At 58.6% G+C, this 19,735-nt stretch carries 21 protein-coding genes; 19 read left to right on the top strand and 2 right to left on the bottom strand.

The window, feature by feature from the left end; genetic code table 11:
- Positions 1 to 32: 32 nt before the first annotated feature.
- The 9 genes from H8711_RS03195 (at position 33) to H8711_RS03155 (ending at position 5,325) form a co-directional block, all read left to right on the top strand.
- Positions 33 to 212 (top strand): hypothetical protein, encoded by a 180-nt coding sequence (locus tag H8711_RS03195; protein ID WP_249282093.1) that lies wholly within the window; start codon positions 33 to 35, stop codon positions 210 to 212.
- The gene (locus tag H8711_RS03190; RefSeq protein WP_249282092.1) at positions 209 to 883 is read left to right on the top strand and encodes a ComF family protein; all 675 of its coding nucleotides are present in this window, start codon (positions 209 to 211) and stop codon (positions 881 to 883) included. Before H8711_RS03195 ends, H8711_RS03190 begins: the two co-directional genes overlap by 4 nt.
- Positions 884 to 993: 110 nt before the next feature.
- On the top strand, positions 994 to 2,016 hold the full coding sequence (mreB, locus tag H8711_RS03185; protein WP_249282091.1) for a rod shape-determining protein: 1,023 nt from the start codon (positions 994 to 996) through the stop codon (positions 2,014 to 2,016).
- Positions 2,017 to 2,147: 131 nt separating this feature from the next.
- The gene (locus H8711_RS03180; protein WP_249282090.1) at positions 2,148 to 2,525 is read left to right on the top strand and encodes a GntR family transcriptional regulator; all 378 of its coding nucleotides are present in this window, start codon (positions 2,148 to 2,150) and stop codon (positions 2,523 to 2,525) included.
- Positions 2,526 to 2,527: 2 nt separating this feature from the next.
- On the top strand, positions 2,528 to 3,385 hold the full coding sequence (locus H8711_RS03175) for an ABC transporter ATP-binding protein (RefSeq protein WP_249282089.1): 858 nt from the start codon (positions 2,528 to 2,530) through the stop codon (positions 3,383 to 3,385).
- Positions 3,382 to 4,008, top strand: a complete 627-nt coding sequence (locus tag H8711_RS03170) for an ABC-2 transporter permease (RefSeq protein WP_249282088.1) — start codon at positions 3,382 to 3,384, stop codon at positions 4,006 to 4,008. Before H8711_RS03175 ends, H8711_RS03170 begins: the two co-directional genes overlap by 4 nt.
- A gap of 208 nt (positions 4,009 to 4,216) precedes the next feature.
- Positions 4,217 to 4,651: a DUF3788 domain-containing protein gene (locus H8711_RS03165; RefSeq protein ID WP_249282087.1), complete on the top strand. Its 435-nt coding sequence runs from the start codon at positions 4,217 to 4,219 to the stop codon at positions 4,649 to 4,651.
- 199 nt (positions 4,652 to 4,850) lie between these two features.
- Positions 4,851 to 5,036: a ferritin family protein gene (locus H8711_RS03160; protein WP_249282086.1), complete on the top strand. Its 186-nt coding sequence runs from the start codon at positions 4,851 to 4,853 to the stop codon at positions 5,034 to 5,036.
- A 13-nt stretch (positions 5,037 to 5,049) separates the two neighbouring features.
- Complete coding sequence (locus tag H8711_RS03155; protein ID WP_249282085.1) at positions 5,050 to 5,325, top strand: spore coat protein; 276 nt, start codon at positions 5,050 to 5,052, stop codon at positions 5,323 to 5,325.
- A 46-nt stretch (positions 5,326 to 5,371) separates the two neighbouring features.
- Here the strand turns inward: H8711_RS03155 and H8711_RS03150 are convergent, their stop codons facing one another.
- Together H8711_RS03150 and H8711_RS03145 are read right to left on the bottom strand one after the other, a co-directional pair.
- Positions 5,372 to 6,184 (bottom strand): mechanosensitive ion channel family protein, encoded by an 813-nt coding sequence (locus H8711_RS03150; protein WP_249282084.1) that lies wholly within the window; start codon positions 6,182 to 6,184, stop codon positions 5,372 to 5,374.
- A 93-nt stretch (positions 6,185 to 6,277) separates the two neighbouring features.
- Positions 6,278 to 7,153, bottom strand: coding sequence for an AraC family transcriptional regulator (locus tag H8711_RS03145; protein WP_249282083.1), 876 nt, complete (start codon positions 7,151 to 7,153; stop codon positions 6,278 to 6,280).
- Between the two features lie 202 nt (positions 7,154 to 7,355).
- Here H8711_RS03145 and H8711_RS03140 point away from each other — a divergent pair, with 202 nt between their 5' ends.
- From H8711_RS03140 to H8711_RS03095, 10 genes are all read left to right on the top strand, one after another.
- Positions 7,356 to 8,648, top strand: coding sequence for a galactokinase (locus H8711_RS03140; protein WP_249282082.1), 1,293 nt, complete (start codon positions 7,356 to 7,358; stop codon positions 8,646 to 8,648).
- Positions 8,649 to 8,682: 34 nt separating this feature from the next.
- The gene (galT, locus tag H8711_RS03135; RefSeq protein WP_249282081.1) at positions 8,683 to 9,663 is read left to right on the top strand and encodes a galactose-1-phosphate uridylyltransferase; all 981 of its coding nucleotides are present in this window, start codon (positions 8,683 to 8,685) and stop codon (positions 9,661 to 9,663) included.
- 225 nt (positions 9,664 to 9,888) lie between these two features.
- Positions 9,889 to 10,254: an OadG family protein gene (locus tag H8711_RS03130; RefSeq protein WP_249282080.1), complete on the top strand. Its 366-nt coding sequence runs from the start codon at positions 9,889 to 9,891 to the stop codon at positions 10,252 to 10,254.
- 57 nt (positions 10,255 to 10,311) lie between these two features.
- On the top strand, positions 10,312 to 11,538 hold the full coding sequence (locus H8711_RS03125; protein WP_249282079.1) for a sodium ion-translocating decarboxylase subunit beta: 1,227 nt from the start codon (positions 10,312 to 10,314) through the stop codon (positions 11,536 to 11,538).
- A 407-nt stretch (positions 11,539 to 11,945) separates the two neighbouring features.
- Positions 11,946 to 14,306, top strand: coding sequence for an ATP-dependent helicase (locus tag H8711_RS03120; RefSeq protein WP_249282078.1), 2,361 nt, complete (start codon positions 11,946 to 11,948; stop codon positions 14,304 to 14,306).
- A 59-nt stretch (positions 14,307 to 14,365) separates the two neighbouring features.
- A complete protein-coding gene (locus H8711_RS03115; RefSeq protein ID WP_249282105.1) occupies positions 14,366 to 16,144 on the top strand; it encodes a zinc ribbon domain-containing protein in 1,779 nt (592 codons plus the stop codon).
- A gap of 177 nt (positions 16,145 to 16,321) precedes the next feature.
- Positions 16,322 to 17,098 (top strand): hypothetical protein, encoded by a 777-nt coding sequence (locus tag H8711_RS03110; RefSeq protein ID WP_249282077.1) that lies wholly within the window; start codon positions 16,322 to 16,324, stop codon positions 17,096 to 17,098.
- Between the two features lie 274 nt (positions 17,099 to 17,372).
- Positions 17,373 to 18,149, top strand: a complete 777-nt coding sequence (gene thyX / locus H8711_RS03105) for an FAD-dependent thymidylate synthase (RefSeq protein WP_249282076.1) — start codon at positions 17,373 to 17,375, stop codon at positions 18,147 to 18,149.
- Positions 18,146 to 18,817 carry a dTMP kinase gene (locus H8711_RS03100; RefSeq protein ID WP_249282075.1) on the top strand — a complete coding sequence of 224 codons (672 nt, stop codon included), beginning with the start codon at positions 18,146 to 18,148 and terminating at the stop codon, positions 18,815 to 18,817. The genes thyX and H8711_RS03100 overlap by 4 nt, the downstream gene beginning before the upstream one ends.
- Positions 18,818 to 18,833: 16 nt before the next feature.
- A complete protein-coding gene (locus H8711_RS03095) occupies positions 18,834 to 19,727 on the top strand; it encodes a DUF2156 domain-containing protein (RefSeq protein ID WP_249282074.1) in 894 nt (297 codons plus the stop codon).
- Positions 19,728 to 19,735 lie beyond the last annotated feature (8 nt).

Genomic DNA, 19,735 nt, shown 5'->3' with positions numbered 1-19,735 from the left:
TTTTAAGTATGGTTTGAGTTGGAGAGGATTCGATGAAGGACGAAAAACATCTCGGCATGACGATTGATCCTGAAACGCATTACAAGCTGCGCTATATTGCAAAATACGAGGGCCGCTCCGGCAATGGTCAAGTGCTTTACTTTATCAGGGAGGGAATCCGCGAATTTGAAGCGGAGCACGGCAAAATCCCGTACCCGCCGCAGGAGACATGAGCGGGCCGCGCGTGCTGGAGGCCCTGCTCGACCTGCTGTTTCCGCCGCGCTGCGCCTGCTGCGGCGAGGTGATCGCCCGCGGCGTGCTGTGCGACGGCTGCCGCCCCACCCTGCGCTTGCGCGACGACCCAGCGGCGCCGCTTGTGCCGCCGCTCGACGGCCTGGCGGCCGCATACCTCTATCAGGACGCGGGCGCGGCGTTGATGCGGGAGTTCAAATTTCACCGCCAGCTGCGCTGCTACGATCTGGAGCTGCGCGAAGGGTTTGAAGCCGCTGTGTGCGCATACTATGCCGGGCGCTCGTTCGATTTTGTCCTGCCCGTGCCGTTGCACAAGGCGTCCCGGCGGGAGCGCGGCTTCAATCAGTCGGCATACATCGCGCAGCGCCTGGCCGAACGGATGGGGCTGCCCTGCGACGAGCGCGCCCTGCAAAAGCTGCTGCACAACCGCATCCAGCACACCTTATCCAGGGAGGAGCGGGAGCAGAATGTCAAAGGGGTCTATCGCGCGGCGGCGGAATTGGCCGCGGGCAAATCCATCCTGTTGGTGGACGACATTGTCACCACCGGCGCGACCCTGTGCGAGTGCGCCGCAACCCTGAAGGCGGCGGGCGCCAAGCGGGTGTGCGCTGCCGCGGTGCTCGCCACTCCAGCAGCCGGTCCGGCCGGCTGATTGCGTCCAAATTAGCACTTTATTCAAAATTTATTTGTTGAAACGTGTTGAAAAAAACGATATACTAGTGAAAGATTGGGCAATGAGCGGCTTCGGAGGAACATGGGACTATGAGCAACATTGATATTGGAATCGATTTGGGCACCACAACGGTGCTGATCTATACGAAGGAGAAGGGCATCTGCCTCAAGGAGCCGTCGGTGGTGGCGGTCAACACGCGCACCGGCCAGCTTTTGGCGGTGGGTAGCGAGGCGGCGTCCATGCTGGGCAAAACCCCGGACAAAATCCGGGCGGTCTGCCCGCTGGCCGACGGTGTAATCGCCGACTACGAGCTGTGCGAGCAGATGGTGAAGTATTTTCTCAAGAAGGTCAGCGAGAGCAGCATGGTCAAGCCGCGCGTGGCCATCTGTGTGCCGTCGGGCATCACCGATGTGGAGAGCCGCGCGGTGATAGACGCGGCTGTGGTGGCGGGCGCGCGCAAGGTCTACCTCGTGGAGGAACCAGTCGCGGCCGCCATCGGCGCGGGGGTGGACATCAACCGCGCCAACGGCAACATCATCCTGGATATCGGCGGCGGCACCACCGATGTGGCGGTGCTTTCCCTCAACGGCATCGTCACCAAGGCGTCGCTCAAGGTGGCGGGCAACCGCTTTGACGAAATTATCATCAAATATGTGCGCGACAATTACAACGTGCTCATCGGCAAGCGCACCGCCGAAAGCATCAAGATCGGCGTGGGCAGCGTGGCCCCCAAGCTGGAGGAGATGGAGATGGACTTCCGCGGCCGCAACCTGATGTCCGGCCTGCCGCAGAAGCGCACCATCCGCCGCAGCGAGGTGCGCGAGGCGCTCATGGATCCGGTGATCCAGATTTTGCAGGCGGTGCGGTCGGTGATCGAGCGCACCCCGCCCGAGCTGGTGGGCGACATGATTAACAACGGCATTGTGCTCACGGGCGGCGGCGCAAAGCTGCACGGCCTGCCTGAGCTGGTGCGCAAGGTGCTCAAAATTGAGGCGTACCTCGCGCCCAACTCCGAGGAGTGTGTGGCGATCGGCACCGGTAAGCTGTTCGACTTCACCGACGAGTTCAGCGACGGCATTGTGGATTCGATTTTGTACCCCCACTCGAGGTAAAACAGGATGAGAAGCAGGAGAAGCGGATTCTCCTGCTTTTTTGTTTTCTCAGAAAAATCCTCTTGACAAAACACATATCTGGTGTTATAAGTGTATATGTAGTATATATACAATATGATTGGAGCTCGATCATGGACATCATCATCAGCAATTCCAGCGGGAAACCTATTTACGAACAGATCGCGTCGCAGATCAAGGCGCAGATCATCACCGGCCAGCTGCGCGAGGGGGAAGCGCTCCCCTCCATGCGCCTGCTGGCCAAGGAGCTGCGCATCAGCGTCATCACCACCAAGCGCGCCTACGAGGATCTCGAGCGGGACGGCTTCATCGAGACAGTCACCGGCAAGGGCAGCTTTGTGGCGGGGGGCAACCTCGAGCTGATCCGGGAGGAACACCTCCGGCAGGCGGAGGGTTATCTGCAACAGGCGGCCGAGGTGGCGAAGCGGGCGGGCATCTCCCACGCGGAGCTCGCCGAAATGCTGTCGCTCATCTACAATACGGAGGAGTAACCATGGATACCATTTTAAAAGTCAGCCATCTGTGCAAGCAATACAGCGGCTTTGCCCTGACGGACGTGTCGTTTGAGCTGCCCAAGGGCAGCATCATGGGCCTGATCGGCGAAAACGGCGCGGGCAAGACCACCACCATCAAGGCGATTATCGGCGCGGTCAGGCGCGACAGCGGCGAGATCAGCCTGCTCGGCGGGGACAACACCGGCGGCAGCGCGCTCAAGCAGGATTTGGGCGTGGTGCTGGACGACAGCTTTTTCTATTTCATGCTCAACCCCATCGAGATCGGCCGCATCCTGCGCGCGGCCTATCGCAACTGGGACGACGCGCTCTACCGCAGCTACCTCGGACGGTTCCACCTGCCGGAAAAGAAAAAGGTGAAGGAGTTCTCCAGCGGCATGAGGATGAAGCTGGCTATCGCGGCGGCGCTCGCGCATCACCCCAGGCTGCTGCTGCTCGATGAGCCCACCAGCGGCCTCGACCCGGTGGTGCGCGGGGAGATCCTCGATGTGTTTCTCGATTTCATCCAGGATGAGGAGCACGGGATTCTGCTGTCCTCCCACATCACGGGGGACCTCGAAAAGATCGCGGACTACATCACCTTTTTGCACGAGGGCAGGGTTGTGCTCAGCGAGCAAAAGGACGCGCTGCTCGAGCGCTATGGCGTGGCGCGCTGTGCCGAAGGGGAGTGGGCGCAGATCGACGCGCGCTATCGCTCAGGGATGCGGCAAAACCGCTTTGGCTGCGAAGTGCTGGTGAACGACCGGCGGGCGGTGGAGCGGCAATGCCCCGGCCTGGTGATCGACCCGGCCTCGCTGGACGATATCATGACCGATACGGTGGGAGGTGACCGCAGATGAAAGCGCTGCTGCTCAAGGATCTCTATAATTTGAAGAGCTACCTGCGGGTGCTCGCGGTGATGGCGGTGTTCTACCTGATCTTTGGACTGACCTCCCGCAACAGCACCATGTTCTCCTCAATCATCATGATGTTCGCGGTGATGCTGCCGGTCAGCCTGTTCAGTTACGACGATTACGCCAAGTGGGACGCCTACTGCCTGTCGCTCCCGGTCAGCCGGCGGCAGGTGGTGACGGCCCGGTATCTGCTCGCCCTGCTGGCCCTGGCCGTCTGCGGCCTGCTCAGCGCCGCGGTGATGGTGGTGCAGCAGCGGCTTCAGCCGGATGTCGAAAGCGAGGGAGGATGGTACGCGCTCGGGATGATCGCCAGCGTCGCGGTGCTTTACCTTGCGGTGGCGCTCCCACTGTGCTACAAGCTCGGCGTGGAGAAGGGCCGGTTTTTGCTCATGGCGCTGATCGCGGTGCCGTTTGTGGGCTTTCTGCTGCTTTCCCAACTCGGCATCGACCCGCCCAGCGAGGAACAGATGCTCTTTTGGATGGGCGCGGTGTTGCCGGTGATGGCGGTCGCGTTGCTGATTTTCTCCTATCTGTTGTCGGTCTACTTTTATCAGCGAAAGGAATTTTAATTTGGATTCGTGCACATGGTGCTGTGGATACGAGTTGCCAGCGGCCTTGGGGACCGCAAAAAAACTACAATAACCCTAAACAAGCGGGCGTTCGGGCTGCAAACAAAGGTGCGGAGAGGTTTTCCTCCCCGCATTTTTGTTTGCTCGGGGTTTCTGTGGTATACTGCTTGATGAGAACGCCAAATACAAAACCAGAGGAGGTACAACCATGAACTGGAACGAAACCTATCCCATTACCAACCAGCCCACGATGGAGCAGATCGCCGAGGCGGTCGGTAACCCGCTGTGGACCCGCCTGTGCGGCGAGATCGAACGGAGCTACGGCGTTTCACCACGCGTCGAATACAGCCGCTGTTCGATGGCGCCCGGCTGGAATGTCAAGTACAAAAAGGGCGGCAGAGCTGTCTGCACCCTCTACCCGAATTGCGGAGGGTTTCGCTGCATGGTGGTGGTGAGCGACCGGGAACAGAACGAGGCGGAATTCCTGCTGTTGGATGCCGACCCGTATACACGGGAGCTTTACAGGAACACCCCTTCGGGTATGGGCGGACGGTGGCTGATGATCGATGTCGCCAGCGAGGCGATCTTGCGGGATACCTTGCGGCTGATCGGCCTGCGGATGCCGGCAAAATCTAAAAATTAATGATGCAAAATTTTCCTCTACGGGAGAAAACGCCCTCAAAAATATTTCCACACATTAAAGCACCGACCCGATACAAACTAAGAGTGCGCCTGTCGATTGCGAAGGCCGGCGGCAAAGCGATCGCCGCAGATGGTTTTGCCGCAACGCCTTTTGTGAGTTCCCCGCAGGCGCATTTTGGGAAAAATGGGAGGTTGAAACGATGGCGAGCATCACATCCAAAGAGCTTTCCGCGATCGAGGACCAGTTGAGCGCGGAACAGACCCTGATTAAGAAGTACAAGATGTACGCGCAGTCGGCCACCGATCCGCAGCTGAAGTCGAAATGCGAGCAGGTTGCCGCCAAGCACCAGGACCACTTCAATAAACTTATGGGCCACTTGAGCTAAGGAGGGAAACGGAATGCAGATCAATACCAATCAGTTTGGCGACCGCGAAATGATGGACGACGCGCTCTGTTCTCAAAAGTTCATCACCGATGGATACAACACCTATGCCAACGAGTGTGCCACCCCGGTGCTGAAAACCGACTTTATGAACATCCTCAACGAGGAGCACCAGATTCAACATGAGATTTTCCTGGAAATGCAAAAGCGCGGCTGGTATCAGATGGAAGCAGCCGACCAAAACAAGATCACCCAGGCCAAGCAGAAGTATTTGGCCCAGCAGAACGGTTAAAGCCGCACAAAAAAGGCCGGATGGCAGCTGCCACCCGGCCTTTTGCTTATTGTTTTACATGTACATCCAACTGGTTGAACGGGATCGAGATGCCTTCTTCGTCGAACCGCGTTTTGACCTGCTCCATCAGGTCAAAATAGAGGTCCCAGTACTTGGCGCCGTCCACCCATGCGCGGCAGACGATCACCAGCGCGCTCGCATCGTGCCGCAGCAGCCGCACGGTCGGCGCGGGATCCTTGAGGGCCAGCGGGTGCTGTTGCAATACCTCGCCGATCACCGACTTCGCATGTTCAAAGTCGTCCGAGTAATCGATCGTGAACTCCAGATCGACCCGGCGCAGCGGCTCAGCCGAATAGTTCACCACCTTGGCGTTGCTCATCTGGCCGTTCGGGATGAAAATTTCCTTGTTGTCCACGGTGCGCAGCATGGTATGCACCAGGTCGATTTTGGCTACGGTGCCGCCGATGCCGTCCGCTTCGATGTAATCCCCCACCACAAACGGCTTTGCAGCCAGCAGGATCAGGCCGCCCGCGAGGTTGGTCAGGCTGTCCTTCACCGCGAGCGAGAGGGCCAGGCCCACCGCACCGAGCGCTGTCACCACCGAAGCGGGGTCCACCAGCCCGGTCATGGTTGCGCAGGAGATGCCCAGCAGTACAATGAGCGAGATGCGCACCAGCGATTTGACAAAGGCGTGCAGCGTCACATCCAGCTTGCTGCGCTTCAGACCCTTGTCGAGCATCCGCATCACCAGCTTGATGAGGAACCAGCCGATGAGAAATACGACGGCTGCGGTCAAAATGGGGGGAATCGCAGCAGCGGCCCACTTTAAAAATAAATCCCATAATTTTTCAAACGTCATGGTTGAATCCACCTTTAGAAAATTTAGAATCACACGCATGGCCGTCTCCCCGCCTTTCCCGGTTCGACACAGCCTATGCGGCGCTGCGGCAGGTTAGACCCCGCGCTTGGCCGCGGGAGCGGGAGGGGCTTTGCCGTCCGGTTCGGTCTGCGCGATGTAGCGGCTGGGCGCGACCCCCTTGTATTTCTTGAACACGCGCGAAAAATAGAGCTGATCGTCAAAGCCCACCGAGTTGGCGATCTCGCCGATCGAGAGGGAGGAGCTGCGCAGTAGGGCGCAGGCCTCGTTGATGCGGAACCTGGCGAGATACTCGTTGGGGGACATGGACAGATGCTTCACAAAGATGCGGTAGAGGTGCGAGCGGGACACGCCGATGTTGGCCGCGATGTCGCAGATGTCGATCTTGCGGGAGTAGTTGTAGCGGATAAACCGGAGGGCGTTCTCCACATACAAAGCGCCCGAGGAGGAATACTTTTCGCCGCTGGACGAGAGTGCGATCAGCGCAGAGAGGAACAGGTAGAGATACCCGACCATCTTCGCTTCGTCGGCCGGGCCGGAACCCGCGTTGTTGTAGATGTCGAGCAGGGCTGAGCGGAACACCTCGCTGTTGGGCGCGTCCAACACAGGCATTTCCTTGCTGAAGGGCAGCAGCTTCACCAGCCGCTCCGCATCGGTGCCGTTGAACCCAACCCAGTAGTATTCCCAGGGGTCGTCGAGATCCGCGGTGTAGCTCACCACCGAAGACTCAAAAACAGCGAACATCATGCCCGCGTGCAGCTCATAGGTGTGGCCGTCCACCTTGTAAACGCCCTTCCCAGCCGTGACATAATGGATGAGATAGTGGTCCCGCAGCGCCGGTCCCCAGGTATATCCGCCCTCGCATTTTTGGAATCCGCAGTTGTAAACCGCGAGCCCAAGATTCTCACGAATTTTCGGTTTGAACGAGTGTTTGTAGGAATTGCCTGCCAATCGATCACCCACTTTCCTGTTGCAATCAAAGCCTGCCATCACCAGTATAACCGATCATCCGACAAATCGCAACAATTATCCATAAACTTGACTGCTTATGAAATTGCGTATCGGCGGAAAGAAATGTTACAGTTAAATTAATTGAATGGTTATGGATTCCATATAGAATCCATAAAGATATCGCAAGAAAGGAGCAATTGGTATGAAAACGGAAAAAGCAATGCAGATTTTGCAGGCGGGCGGTTGCGCCGATTTGTTTTCTTACATTTATACCGCCGACGAGGCGGGCGCTGCACAGCAGGCGGCGCGCTATCAGAAGGCGGTGACCGAGTTTGAGGGTCTCTACGGCAAAGAGCGCGAGGTGGAGTTCTTCAGCGCGCCCGGCCGCACCGAGGTGGGCGGCAACCACACCGACCACCAGCACGGCAGGGTGCTGGCGGGCAGCGTCAACCTCGATGTGATCGCTGTCTGCTCAAAGAACGACGAAGGGGTCATCCGCATCAAATCCGAGGGCTACGCCATGGATGAAATCGATCTCTCGGATCTGTCGGTACAGCAGAAGGAGATCAACAAGGCGGCCTCCCTCATCCGCGGCATTGCGGCGCGCTTCAGCGACCTCGGCTACAAGATCGGCGGCTTCGACGCCTACACCACCTCCAACGTGCTCAAGGGCTCGGGCCTTTCCAGCTCGGCCGCATTCGAGGTACTGGTCGGCACCGTCCTCAGCCATGTCTACAACGATGGCGCCATCAGCGCTGTGGAGATCGCGCAGATCGGCCAGTACGCTGAGAACCACTACTTCGGCAAGCCCTGCGGCCTGATGGACCAGACCGCTTCGTCGGTGGGCGGCTTCACCGCCATCGACTTCAAAGACCCGGCCCACCCGGTGGTGGAGAAGATCGATTTTGACTTTGCGCATTCGGGCTACTCCCTCTGCATCGTCGATACCGGCGGCAACCACGCCGACCTCACCTCCGATTATGCCGACATCCCGGCTGAGATGAAACAGGTGGCGGCCATGTGCGGCAAGACGGTGCTGCGCGACGTGGATCAGGACGTGTTCTACGACAAGCTGGCTGAAATCCGCAAGGAGGCCGGCGACCGCGCCGCACTGCGCGCCATCCACTTCTTCGCGGACAACGACCGCGCCAAGGCTGAGGCCGATGCGCTGCGCGCAGGCGACTTCGACGCCTTCAAAGAATTGATTTTGGCCTCCGGCCAGTCCTCGTTTAATTACCTGCAAAACGTGTTCACCACAAAGCTCCCCAGCGAGCAGGGACTTTCGCTGGCGCTGGCGCTCTCCGAGAAGCTGCTGGCGGGCAAGGGCGCATGGCGCGTACACGGCGGAGGCTTCGCGGGTACCATCCAGGCGTTTGTGCCCAACGGGATGCTGGAGGAGTATAAGAGCTTTATGGAGAAGGTATTCGGCGAGGGCAAATGTTACGTCCTGAGCATCCGTCCGGTGGGCGGCATCAAAGTGGAGATCAAAGAATAACAACTGGTGTTTGGAATAGAGGAGGATACATAAGATGGCTGAATTGAGATGGCATCCCTTTACCAGGGATTGGGTGATGATCGCATCGCACCGGCAGGCGCGCCCGCAGATGCCGAAGGATTGGTGCCCGTTCTGCCCGGGGCCGGACAACGACAAGGTTCCCAAGAGCTACGAGGTGCTGGAATATGACAACGACTTCCCGGCGCTTTCCCAAAACCCGCCGGTGCCCGACGACGTGGCGAACGGCTTCTTCAAAACCGCCGATGCCTACGGCAAGTGCGAGGTCATTCTGTACTCGCCCGGCCACACCACCACTTTGCCCGAGTTGAGCGACGAGCATGTCGCCAAGCTGGTGGACCTCTGGAGCGAGCGTTTCACCGAGCTCTCGAAGGACGAGAAGATCAAATATGTGTTCATCTTTGAAAACCGCGGCGAGGCGGTGGGCGTCACCATGCCCCACCCCCACGGCCAGATCTACGGCTATCCCTTCGTGCCCAAGAAGATTGAGCTGGAGATGGAGTCCGCCAAGGAGCATCTCGCCAAGGAAAACGAGTGCATCTACTGCCGGATGCTCAAGGAGGAGCTCGCGTTCCAGAAGCGCGTGATCTTCCAGACCGAGCACTTCACGGTGTTCCTGCCGTTCTTCACCGAGTATCCCTACGGCGTGTACATCTTCGCCAACCGCCATGTGGGCAACATCGCGGAGCTCACCGACGCGGAGAAGAAGGATCTCGCGGTCTGCCTGAAGCAGACGGTGGGCATGCTCGACAGCCTGTTCGGCTACCGCTTCCCGTACATGATGTGTATGCACAACGCGCCGGTCAACGGCGAGGACACCAGCGCCTACTGGCATTTCCACATCGAGTTCTTCCCGCCGATGCGCTCGGCCGACAAGATCAAGTTCAACGCCTCCAGCGAGACCGGCGTGTGGGCGCACTGCAATCCCACCTGCCCCGAGGCGACCAGCGAGGAGCTGCGCGAGGCGCACAAGCGTTTTTTGGACAGCCAGAAATAATCAAGTGAATACCCTTTGTTTGAGGTTTTGAGCTTTGGGGAGGACGGCGAAAGCCGTCCTCCCCACTTTTTGTACGAAAAGATTGTTTAAAAAAAGTCAATATTTTGTTCCAAAAGAATTGAAAAAAAATTCATTTTGTACTATAATAAATTTGATTTCGATTTTTGGCGGGCAAACCAAAAAATCGAAAAAAGAATTGTATATTATGGAAAAGGAGATAGATTTATGGACTTTACACTCGCGTGGACTGTGATCCTTTCGGGCATCAGCATCGTCTTTTTGGTCCTGATTATCCTGACGCTCATCGTAATGGCGTTCGGCAAGATCATGGACAGCGCCGTAAACGCAAAAAAAAACAATAAATCCGGTGACCCGGTAAAGGCGGCGTCCCCTGCACCCAAGGCGGTCCCGGCGCAGATCGTCGAAGACGGCATCTCGGATGAGGTTGTCGCGGTGATCTCCGCTTCCATTGCCGCTGTGTTGGGCGGCTCCGGCTTTGCCATCCACAGCGTGCGCCGGGCGAAAGAAACCGCGCGCGGCCGTTCTGTCTGGAGCCTGGCGGGGATGCAGCAGAACACCAGCCCGTTTTAATCCGGGCTGGCCTTGATCGACACGGACGACTAACTGCAAGAAAGGAACAGAGAGACTATGGAGATAATCAATGGCTTCGTGGAAGCCGTTCAGGGCATCATTGCAAAATCCGCGTTTCCCCAGCTCGCGACCACCGAAGGCCTACTGCAGCTGGTGATGATTTTGATTTCCTGCGTGCTGTTTTACCTCGCGATCAAAAAAGGGTTTGAGCCCCTGCTGCTCATCCCCATCGCGTTCGGCATGCTGCTCACCAACCTGCCGATGGCGGGTATGTACCACCCCGAATTCTTCCAAATCCAGGCCGACGGTTCGGTGATGAACGCCATGGAGATTATGAACCACGGCGGTCTTTTGGATATCCTGTACTTAGGCGTCAAGCTGGGCGTCTATCCGCCGCTCATCTTCCTGGGTATCGGCGCGATGACCGACTTCGGCCCGCTGATCGCAAACCCCAAGAGCTTCCTGCTGGGCGCGGCGGCTCAGCTCGGTATCTTCCTCACCTTCTTCGGCGCGCTGGCGCTGGGCGCAGCGTTTCCCGAGACGATCGGCTTCACCGCTGCTGACGCGGGCGCCATCGGCATCATCGGCGGCGCGGACGGCCCCACCGCCATCTATGTGGCTAAGACCCTCGCCCCGGGCCTGCTCGGTTCCATCGCGGTCGCGGCGTACTCGTACATGGCGCTGGTCCCGCTGATCCAGCCCCCCATCATGAAAGCGCTCACCACCAAAAAGGAGCGCATGATCGTTATGGAGCAGCTCCGTCCCGTTTCCAGAATTGAGAAGCTGGCATTCCCGGTGCTCACCACCATCGTGGTTTCGTTCATCGTGCCCGACGCGGCTCCGCTGGTCGGCATGTTGATGCTCGGCAACCTGATGAAGGAGTCCGGCGTGGTGGATCGCCTGGTCAAGACCGCTCAGAACGAGCTGATGAACATCGTCACCATCTTCCTGGGCGTGTCGGTCGGCGCAACTGCGACTGCTGCCAACTTCCTGTCCCCCAAGACCCTCGGCATTGTGGTGCTCGGCCTGATCGCGTTTAGCTTCGGCACCGCGGGCGGCGTGCTGTTCGGCAAGCTGATGTGCGTTGTAACCGGCGGCAAGGTCAACCCGCTGATCGGTTCGGCCGGCGTCTCGGCGGTTCCCATGGCGGCGCGCGTTTCCCAGAAGGTCGGCCAGCAGGAGAACCCCTCCAACTTCCTGCTCATGCATGCGATGGGCCCCAACGTGGCGGGCGTCATCGGTTCTGCTGTTGCGGCGGGCGTGTTGCTGGCTATCTTGAAATAAGAGATTTATTTGGTAAAATTTTGCAAGGCTGTTCGTTTTTGACGGGCAGCCTTGTTCCCTTTTTCGACGCAGTATGCTATAATAATCGTAAACCAAACGGCCTGCCGTTTGGTTGTCGCGTTTTGTGCAACAGCGGCGCGGCAGCGCCGCAATGCGGTTGTTTCAGTGGAAGCGGGCTTCGCCCGCAGGGCGGATAATCGTTTATGACGATTGCGAAAGCGAAGTTCCGCTTTTGGCCTGATTTATGCTATAATAACCGAAAAGCGATTTTCATCTTTTATTTTGCGGCCGTCCGGTAGGCGGGCCTATGACATCACTGCATATTGTGTGTTCGCGCTGTCATAGCCACAAGACAAACGTCAGTGTTTCTAACGCTGCCCGGTTTGGCGGCGCTTTTGGGAGGAATCATGGTTAATATCACATCACAGGAATATCAGACGCTCAAACAGGCTGCGCTGAAACGGGTGTTTGCGCGCATGAACGACCGGCAGCGCGAGGCGGTGCTGCAAACAGACGGCCCGGTGCTGATCCTGGCCGGCGCGGGCAGCGGCAAAACCACGGTGCTGGTCAACCGCGTGGCCAATCTGGTGCGGTTTGGCCGGGCCGCCAGCACAGAGGGGGTGCCGTCCTGGCTCACCGAGGAGAATATCGCCTATCTGCGCGATTTTGCAGCGGGCAGCCAGACAGATGAGGAACGCCTGGCTGAAATCATCAGCGAGGACAGGCCCAAGCCGTGGAACATTCTGGCAATCACCTTCACCAACAAAGCGGCGGGGGAGCTCAAGGAGCGGCTCGCTGCGATGCTGGGCGACAGCGCCAACGACGTGATGGCCGCAACGTTTCACAGCGCCTGTGTGCGCATCCTGCGGCGGGAGATCGAACCGCTCGGCTATGGAAAGAGCTTCACGATCTACGACACCGACGACAGCCTGCGGGTGGTTAAGGACGCGATGAAGTCGCTGAATGTGGACGACCGCACCTTTCCGCCCAAATCGGTGCTCTCGGTGATCGGCCGGGCCAAGGATGAGCTGCTCGGCCCGGAGCAGCTTGCGGAGGGATCGAACGGGGACTACCGCATGGGGGTTATCGCGAAGATCTACCGCAGCTACCAAAATACCCTGAAGAGCGCCAACGCGGTGGATTTTGACGACATCATCCTCCTGACGGTGAGGCTGTTTCAGCAGTACCCCGACGTGTTGGAGCACTATCAGAACCGCTATAAATACATCATGGTGGACGAATACCAGGACACCAACCACGCCCAGTACCAATTGGTCAGCCTGTTGGCGGGCAGGCATAAAAATCTCTGCGTAGTGGGGGATGACGACCAGAGCATCTACAAGTTCCGGGGCGCCACCATCGAAAATATTCTGAGCTTTGAAAACCAGTTCCCCGGCGCCAAGGTGATCAGGCTGGAACAGAACTACCGCTGCACCCAGCGCATCCTCGACGCTGCCAACGCGGTGATCGCTCACAACACCGAGCGCAAGGGCAAAACCCTCTGGACCCAGAACGACAGCGGCGAGCAGGTGCAGCTCTACCGCGCGGCCGACGAGCAGGGGGAGGCCAGGTTCATCGTGGACACCGTGCTCAAAAATGTGGAAAACGGGGCCAAATACAAGGATCATGCGGTGCTCTACCGGATGAATGCGCAGTCCAACATGATCGAACGCGCATTCGTCAAAGCGGGGGTGCCCTACAAAATTATCGGCGGCCTGCGCTTCTTCGAGCGCAAGGAGATCCGCGACATGGTGGCCTATCTGAGCGTCATCAACAACCCCAGCGACAGCGTGCGTCTGAAGCGCATCATCAACGAGCCCAAGCGCGGCATCGGCGACAGCACCGTCGCAGCGGCCGAACAGATTTCGGCGCAGCTGGGGATCCCACTGTTTGAGGTGATCGCCAACGCCGAAAGCTATGCGGCGATGCAAAAAAAGACAAAACCGCTCGGCGAGTTTGTGCAGATGATCCTGGAACTGCAGAAGACCGCGGAGGACGAGCCGCTCAGCACACTGCTGGACGAGGTCATGTCCCGCACAGGCTATCACCTGTATCTGCTGGCGCAGGGCTTTGAGGGTCAGACGCGTCTGGAAAATATCGAGGAGCTCAAATCCACAATGGTCAAATTTGAGGAAGAAAACGAGGACGGCGACCTCTCGCAGTTTTTGGAGGAGGTCGCGCTTTATACCGATATGGACCGCACCGATCTGGACGACGATACGGTGTTGATGATGACAATGCACTCCGCCAAAGGCCTGGAGTTCCCGTATGTGTTTCTGGCGGGCGCAGAGGAGGGCATCTTCCCGGGCCGCATGTCGATGAACTCCCCGTCCGAGATCGAGGAGGAGCGGAGGCTCGCCTATGTGGGCATCACCCGGGCCAAAAAACGGTTGTATCTCACCACGGCGGCTCAGCGCCTGTTGTTCGGCCAGACCACCCGCAACCGGCTGTCGCGCTTTGTGGGTGAAATCCCCAAGGAGCTGCTGGATGTGGAGGACGCCACCGTGGTGCAGCACCGTGTATCCGCCTACCCGCAGCAGGAGTCGCGCGCCATCCGCACGGGCGGGCTTTCCTCAGTGGAAGCGACCCAGCCAGTGGCGGCGAAGATCGACCTCAAGCCGGGCGACCTGGTGGCCCACAAGGTGTTCGGCGAGGGCATGGTGCTCTCGGTGACGCCGATGGCCAACGACCTGCTGGTGGAAGCCGCGTTTGAACGCGGCGGCACCAAAAAATTGATGGCAAATTTTGCAAAGCTAAAAAAATTATAGGAGCGGTTTCGTTCCTGTAATGCGCATTGGGATGAAATGAGAGAAAGCGAGTGAATCAGATGAAATATTGTCCATTCTGCGGGAACCCCTTGCCGTTGCCGGGGGCCAAGTTCTGCCCGGAATGCGGCGAGAGCCTTGTGGTTGCACCCGTGCCGGAGCCGGCGGCGGAACCTGAGTTGCCGCAGCGTGCTCCCCGTGCGGCGCACCGCGCCGAGCAGCATTCGGAACCCGAACCGGCCGCTCCCCGGCTTACGCCCGAGGAGCTGTGGCGGCAGGCGATCAGCGAAGAGGTTGAAGAGGAGATTCCGATGGAATCCGCTGTGGCACCACCCTCAGCAGTAGAGATAAAGGCGGAACCGGAGGCGGCTGTCCAGGCCGCTGCGCCAGAACCATCCGCCGCTCCGGTGGCGGTGTTGGATTTCCCTGCCGCATCGGAGCTGAACGAGGAAGCGAGGGATCTTCCGATCCCGGAACCCTTGCCGGTACAGAAGCGGGAAAAACCGGCCGCCGCTGTTTCCACACAGAAGCCGAAGAAGCGGTCCTCGCACGGCTCCGGCGTGATTTGGATGACCGTGGCCGCGCTGGTTTTGGCGTTGGCGGGTGCGATCGGGTTTGTGCTGCTCAAAATGAATGCGGCCAACGCCCCTCAAAAGGCGGTGGATGCGTTTGTGGACGCGGTAGCGCAGGGGGACAACAGCTATGTGGTGGCCAACATCGAGACAGCGGGCAGCGGGCTGTCCTCGTCGGAGGACGTGGCTCGGATGGTGGCGTCGATGCGGGAGGACATGGACCTGTCCGCGTTGAAGGACCATCTGCTCTCATCCCAGGGGGATGCGATGGGCGGATATAACGAGACATATAGCTGTTTTTCCCTCAAGCAGACCAAGGACACCCTGTTTTCACAGAAATACGTGGTGAAGGTGAGCCCGGTACAGGTCAAAGTGCAGACCGCAGTGGAGGATATGACCCTCTACGTGGACGACAAGGCCGTGTCCGCCGACTTAGCGGAGGGCGGGCTGTTGCTCAAGGTGTCGCCGGGGTCCCACACTATCCACGCGGTGTACAGCGCCTACGGCCCCGAATATGAGCTGGGCCGGGCCGAACTCACGGGCAGCTTTTCCTCCACCGTACCGGTGGAGGTCTCGCTGGGGCAAGGGGTCGCATCGCTCGAGGTCGAGCTGGCCGGCACGGAAACCGGTTTGGAGGTGCTGGTAGACGGAAAATCCTCCTCTATCCAGCCCGAAGGCGGCTTTATCGTGCTGCATCCCGCGTTTGAAGGGATGCAGGTGACCATCCGCTGCGACCAGTATACCCAGGATTTCACCGTCGCTGGAGGGGGCGATCAGATCGAAGCGGTCGATTACATCGCCCAGCAGGAGGCGCAGAACCCCAATCCGGCCAGCCCGGCTGAGATGACCAACCGCCAGTTGATCAACAGTCTGGGCCCGCGGTTTTACAGCTTCTACCTGTCCTACCTCGATGCGATCAACCAGTGGAAGCCCGAGCTCATCAAAGGGGTGAGCGAGGCTTACCGCGAGGATCTGCTGCAAAAGATGGAGGCCTACAACAAGGACCTGCTGTTCGACTTCCACGCGATGACCTTCGACCGCCGCAGCATCGACCGCTATGAGAAGGACGGCGAATTGTACGCCACCTTCAACGTCCAGGCGGATTATGACTATGCATACAAGAGCGACGACAGCAAGTGGTTCGCAGGCGGCAACTACCAGATCGTCACCATGCATTACAACAGCGGAAGCGGCGAGTGGGAGGTCTTCGGCACCCAAGTCAAGGAGAGCCTCGATTTCTCGTCCGATACCTTCGATATCAAGGCGTGATGCACTTATACGGCTGATTTTCCATCCCTGTCCGGTATCCCCGGGCGGGGATGGCTTTGTTGTGGGGAAAAATGCCCTTCCGCGGGCCGGCGATGGACGAAAATTAATCACATAAATCCTTTGACCTCATATTATGTTATTGAAGTGCACTCTTCAATAAGTAATAGGAGGATTATTATGGCTGAACCGAAAGCAACTACCAGCAATAGCGGCTGCGGAAATAACCTGTTTAAAGAAGCAGTCTGCATTGATACCAAGCGTATCTATGACAGCTGCAGCGCCAAGGACTGCCTGGAAGACCTTCAGGTATTCTTTGTGCCGGAAGATCAGGCGATTATCGACGGCTGCAACAACCTGAAGGCCAAAAGTGCGGAAATTCTGAATGTGTACCTGGATGTGGAACCGGTGCCCTTTAATAAGGGCTTCTACTCGGTCGATATCACCTTCTTCTTCTCGGTTAAGGTACAGGTTTACACCGCCGCCAGCAGCACGCCCTGCATCCTGGACGGCCTGGCGTACTTCACCAAAAAGGTGATTCTGTACGGCAGCGAGGGCAACGTCCGCGTCTACTGCTCGGATCATCCCAACCAGTACAGCACCAATATGCCCACCGCCTGCGTCTCGGTGGTAGACCCGATCGTGCTCTCCGCGCGCGTCTGCCCCTGCCATGACTGCTGCCCCTGCCATGTGGAAATCCCCAAGGAGATCTGCTGCAACTTCAAGGGCGATTTCGGCGGATGCACCCCGGAAAAATGCGTGTATGTCACCATCGGCATGTTCACCATCGTGCAGTTGGAGCGCAGCGTGCAGATGATGGTGCCGGCTTACGACTTCTGTATCCCCGACAAGGAATGCATCACCACCACCGACGACCCCTGCGAAGTGTTCAAAGCGATTAAATTCCCCACAGGCGATTTCTTTCCCCCGCGCGAACAGGATTGCCACTGCGACTGATCGCAAAGATTTGTACTTACCGCACTGTTCCCGGCCGTGACGGGGCGCGCCGAACCGAACCGGCGCGCGCCCATCCCGCGGCCGGCTTCCACTTCTCGTCAAAAAACCACAAAAACCGTCTGTCATTAATTGATAGGCGGTTTTCTTTGTGGTATAATAGCCGCAAAGCGGCTGTTATACCCGGGGACTATGCGCAGGCCATCCGCGCCTTCCTGGCTCTTCGGTTTATATGCGCAATCATCCCTTACAGGACGTGAAAAGGAGGAATCGGGCCATGCCGAAAGTAACCCTGATCAGCCATACCCCGGACCCGGAAAGGACGGTGGCCGCAGCGGCCAAGCTGTGCTACAGCAAGTCGGGGGTGGATGACCTGCTTGCAGGGTTGACAGAGGAAAAAACTGAGAGCTTTGTGCGGATGCTCGCGCAGATCGGGCACGAGAGCCCCATCGAACACGCGAGCTTCACCTTTGGCATCGAAGGGGTATCCCGCGCGTTTTTGGCGCAGATCACCCGTCACCGCATCGCCTCCTACAGCGTGCAGAGCCAGCGCTATGTCAGCAAGGAAAATTTCGATTATATTCTCCCACCCGAGATTGAAGCGGATGCCGAGGCAAAATCGTTGTTTTTACAGGCGATGAGGGACGCAGCGGAATATTACGCCAAACTTTCAGCGATACTAACCAAAAAGCACACCGCCGTTTTGGTGGCGCAGGGGAAAAGCGAAGAGGAAGCCGCGCGCATCGCCTCTAAACAGGCGATGGAGGACGCGCGCTTTGTTCTGCCCAACGCCTGCGATACCAAGATGGTGGTCACCATGAATGCGCGCAGCCTCCACAACTTCTTCCGCGAGCGGTGCTGCAACCGCGCCCAGTGGGAAATCCGCGCGGTGGCCGAGCAGATGCTCCGGCTGGTGACGGAGGTCGCGCCCACGCTGTTCGCAGCGGCGGGCCCGCCCTGTCTCCACGGCTCCTGCCCTGAGGGCAAGATGAGCTGCGGCCGCATCCAGGAGGTGCGCAGCCGTTATGCCGCGCTGAAGGGGAGCGGGGTATGAGACTGATCGAAATCGAGGGGCTGGACGGCAGCGGCAAGGAGACCCAGTCCCGCCTGCTGGCGCAGAGCCTGTGCGAGCGGGGGATATCCGCCCGCCGCATCACCTTTCCCGATTACGAGCACCCCTGGTCGGTGTTCGTCAGGATGTATCTGGGCGGCGAGTTTGGGCAGCGGGTGGGCGATATCAACGCCTACACCGCCAGTTCTTTCTATGCGCTCGACCGCTACGCCAGCTTCAAAAAGGGCTGGGAGGCCGCCTACAGCGGCGGGGAGACGATTGTGGCCGACCGCTACGTCGGTTCCAACTTGATCCACCAGATGAGCAAGCTGCCGAGGGCGGAGTGGGAAACTTTCTTCACCTGGCAGCAGGATTTTGAATTTGATAAATTGGGCCTGCCGCACCCCGACCATGTGCTCTACCTGGATATGGCGCCGGAGACCTCCAGGCGTCTGCTGGAAAAGCGCTACGCGGGGGACGAGGCCAAGAAGGATCTGCACGAGCGCGACTTCGCCTACCTGATGGCCTGCCGCGAAACTGCGCACTACGCGGTGCAGCGCTGCGGGTGGACGGTGATCCGCTGCTGCGACGGCGAGCGTCCGTACAGCATCGAGGAGATCCACGAAAAAATACTGTGCGCGTTGGGCTTGGGCCCGCGCAAAGGAAATTAGGAAAAGAGGAAATTGTTTGATCCCATTTAAAAGAATCACGCTGCAGGATCGCCCCTGGATTGAAGAGCGCCTGCGGCAGTCGGATTTTAAAAGCTGCGACTATTCATTTGTCAACAACTTCATCTGGAGCGGCCCGAACAATATCCACTACGCCGACGTGAACGGATTTTACTGCCTTATCAGCGGCGTAGAAGGGGAGATCGACTACACCTATCCCGCGGGCAGCGGCGATATCCGCCCTGTGATCCTCGCCCTGATGGAGGATGCGGCCGAGCGCGGCATCGGGTTCCGGCTGCGCGGCATGAATCTGGAGAGCGTCCAGCTGATGCAGACGCTGTTCCCCGACCTGTTTGACTACAACAACCACCGCGACTTCTGCGATTATCTCTACAGCGTCGAGCGCCTGACCACCCTGTCGGGCAAGAAGCTGCACGGCAAGCGCAACCACATCGCGCGCTTCAAGGATAACGACGACTGGGCCTACGAGCCGATCACCCGCGACAACATCGACGAGTGCCGCGCCATGAATACCGAGTGGTGTAAGCTCTACCGCTGCTACGAGAGCGACAGCCTCAACCACGAGGCGTGCGCAGTCAGGCAGGCGTTCGATCACTTCTTCGAGCTCAAGCTCCAAGGGGGGCTGTTGCGCCGGGAGGGCAGGGTGATCGCCTACACCATGGGCGAGCCTCTCTCGTCGGACACCTATGTGGTGCACATCGAGAAAGCGTTTCCAGAAATCCAGGGGGCCTATCCGATGATCAACCAGCAGTTTGTACTGCACAACTGCCAGGATTTCACCTATGTCAACCGCGAGGAGGATTTGGGCGACGAGGGCCTGCGCAAAGCTAAGATGTCCTATTATCCCGATATCCTGCTCGAGAAATATGTGGCAACCCTCAAAAACCCGTGAGGAGACAC

Origin of the sequence: Ligaoa zhengdingensis (genome assembly GCF_014384885.1) — a bacterium.
Lineage (GTDB): Bacteria > Bacillota > Clostridia > Oscillospirales > Ruminococcaceae > Ligaoa > Ligaoa zhengdingensis.
The sequence above is the reverse complement of the archived record's forward strand: the minus strand, read 5'-3'. Positions and strand labels throughout refer to the sequence as shown.

Excerpts from the sequence above, each read along its gene's own strand:
- H8711_RS03195 (WP_249282093.1), top strand. The coding sequence starts at position 33 with ATGAAGGACGAAAAACATCTCGGCATGACGATTGATCCTGAAACGCAT.
- H8711_RS03190 (WP_249282092.1), top strand. The coding sequence starts at position 209 with ATGAGCGGGCCGCGCGTGCTGGAGGCCCTGCTCGACCTGCTGTTTCCG.
- mreB (WP_249282091.1), top strand. The coding sequence starts at position 994 with ATGAGCAACATTGATATTGGAATCGATTTGGGCACCACAACGGTGCTG.
- H8711_RS03180 (WP_249282090.1), top strand. The coding sequence starts at position 2,148 with ATGGACATCATCATCAGCAATTCCAGCGGGAAACCTATTTACGAACAG.
- H8711_RS03175 (WP_249282089.1), top strand. The coding sequence starts at position 2,528 with ATGGATACCATTTTAAAAGTCAGCCATCTGTGCAAGCAATACAGCGGC.
- H8711_RS03170 (WP_249282088.1), top strand. The coding sequence starts at position 3,382 with ATGAAAGCGCTGCTGCTCAAGGATCTCTATAATTTGAAGAGCTACCTG.
- H8711_RS03165 (WP_249282087.1), top strand. The coding sequence starts at position 4,217 with ATGAACTGGAACGAAACCTATCCCATTACCAACCAGCCCACGATGGAG.
- H8711_RS03160 (WP_249282086.1), top strand. The coding sequence starts at position 4,851 with ATGGCGAGCATCACATCCAAAGAGCTTTCCGCGATCGAGGACCAGTTG.
- H8711_RS03155 (WP_249282085.1), top strand. The coding sequence starts at position 5,050 with ATGCAGATCAATACCAATCAGTTTGGCGACCGCGAAATGATGGACGAC.
- H8711_RS03150 (WP_249282084.1), bottom strand. The coding sequence starts at position 6,184 with ATGACGTTTGAAAAATTATGGGATTTATTTTTAAAGTGGGCCGCTGCT.
- H8711_RS03140 (WP_249282082.1), top strand. The coding sequence starts at position 7,356 with ATGAAAACGGAAAAAGCAATGCAGATTTTGCAGGCGGGCGGTTGCGCC.
- galT (WP_249282081.1), top strand. The coding sequence starts at position 8,683 with ATGGCTGAATTGAGATGGCATCCCTTTACCAGGGATTGGGTGATGATC.
- H8711_RS03130 (WP_249282080.1), top strand. The coding sequence starts at position 9,889 with ATGGACTTTACACTCGCGTGGACTGTGATCCTTTCGGGCATCAGCATC.
- H8711_RS03125 (WP_249282079.1), top strand. The coding sequence starts at position 10,312 with ATGGAGATAATCAATGGCTTCGTGGAAGCCGTTCAGGGCATCATTGCA.
- H8711_RS03120 (WP_249282078.1), top strand. The coding sequence starts at position 11,946 with ATGGTTAATATCACATCACAGGAATATCAGACGCTCAAACAGGCTGCG.
- H8711_RS03115 (WP_249282105.1), top strand. The coding sequence starts at position 14,366 with ATGAAATATTGTCCATTCTGCGGGAACCCCTTGCCGTTGCCGGGGGCC.
- H8711_RS03110 (WP_249282077.1), top strand. The coding sequence starts at position 16,322 with ATGGCTGAACCGAAAGCAACTACCAGCAATAGCGGCTGCGGAAATAAC.
- thyX (WP_249282076.1), top strand. The coding sequence starts at position 17,373 with ATGCCGAAAGTAACCCTGATCAGCCATACCCCGGACCCGGAAAGGACG.
- H8711_RS03100 (WP_249282075.1), top strand. The coding sequence starts at position 18,146 with ATGAGACTGATCGAAATCGAGGGGCTGGACGGCAGCGGCAAGGAGACC.